This window comes from Polynucleobacter sp. MG-28-Ekke-A2, from assembly GCF_035012985.1.
GTDB lineage: Bacteria > Pseudomonadota > Gammaproteobacteria > Burkholderiales > Burkholderiaceae > Polynucleobacter.
The window spans coordinates 1-1,429 of sequence record NZ_JAYGQU010000046.1 but is presented as its reverse complement, the minus strand read 5'-3'; the positions used below and the strand labels follow the sequence as shown (position 1 = coordinate 1,429).

Genomic DNA, 1,429 nt, shown 5'->3' with positions numbered 1-1,429 from the left:
CTCAAGCCAAACTCAATGCAGTAGCAAGGCAACTCAATGAACGCCCTAGAAAAACACTAAACTATCAAACACCGGCAGAACGTTTTGCCCTAACTGTTGCATCGACGGGTTGAAATCAAGACCCATAGCAGACCTTAGCCCTATCTTCGTGAATACGTCTCTGCTGATGCAATTGCGTTATCGCCGTTTCCGCCTATGCTTGCGCCGCCTACCATCAAGACATCGCCATTTAATAAACGCGCTTCAGCATGACGCCAGCGAGGCACTGTCATAGATCCTGTGTAAGAAAAGGTACTCGTAACTGGATCGTAAAGCTCCGCGGAAGACAACACTTGGTCCGTTCCCGGATTGTATCCACCGGCGATCAGAACCTTGCCATCAATCAAAAGTGTGGATGTTTGTCGGCCAGTTGGAGTATTCAATGACCCTGTATAAGAAAAAGTGCCCGTTTGCATGTTGTATAAGCTAGCGGATGCAAGAACGACATTATCGGCACCATATCCTCCTACAACCAGTACTTTTCCATCCAATAAAAGATTGGCCGTTGGAAAGCGTCGAGGTGTACCCATTGAGCCTGTCACACTAAACATGCCAGTAGCTGGATTATAAATTTCTGGCGCATCTACATTGCTTCCGTTGTAGCCACCAGCTATTAGTACTGTACCGTTATTGAGCAAAGTTGCTGTTGTGTTTCGACGAGCAGTAGACATGGATCCGGTGGGAGAAAATGTTCCAGTAGCGGGATCATAGATTTCAGCGCTGGTAAGAGCGCAACAATTACTATCCACACTATAGCCACCGACAACCAAAACCTTACCATTCTCTAATAAGGTTGCTGCGGGATTAACACGCGCAGTGCTCATGTTGCCCGTTGTCTGCCATGTTGCAGCTGTGGGGTTATAGATTTCAACAGTGTTAATACCTTTACCATCTACACCTTCACCCCCTGCTACAAAAATACGTCCATCTAAAAGCCGCACAGAAGCTGCGGCATAACGAGGATTCGACATAGATCCAGTCGCACTAAATGTCCTTGATACAGGATCGTAAAGATCAGCAGAGGCAACAGCGATTGCCCCGGATCCCACGCCGCCCGCCACCAGTACACGACCATCTGTCAATAAATTTGCTGTTGGCATAGAGCGAGGGGATGACATCATGCCAGTTGCTGTGAATGTTCCAGTGGTGCTAGTTGATGTTGATGAATTTGATCCACCATCACCGCATGAAATTAAAGTAGCGCCAACACAGGCAAAGAAAAGGGATGCAATATACTTTTTCATATTGAATACTTAGAAGGTTAGGTGGATTCAACTACGAAGTGCAACTTTGAACAACTAGTTAAGGAGGCTAAGGATGTTTTAGTATCCAAAGCTTCTAGACCTGCAAGTCAAAGTAGCCATGACCTATCAACACCTTAGCCAAACTG

Annotated in this window: 1 protein-coding gene; it reads right to left on the bottom strand. The window is 46.3% G+C overall.

All coding sequences use genetic code 11. The features are described from left to right. Positions 1-140: 140 nt before the first annotated feature. Positions 141-1,283, bottom strand: coding sequence for a Kelch repeat-containing protein (locus VC188_RS11835; RefSeq protein WP_323484098.1), 1,143 nt, complete (start codon positions 1,281-1,283; stop codon positions 141-143). Between the last annotated feature and the right edge of the window lie 146 nt (positions 1,284-1,429).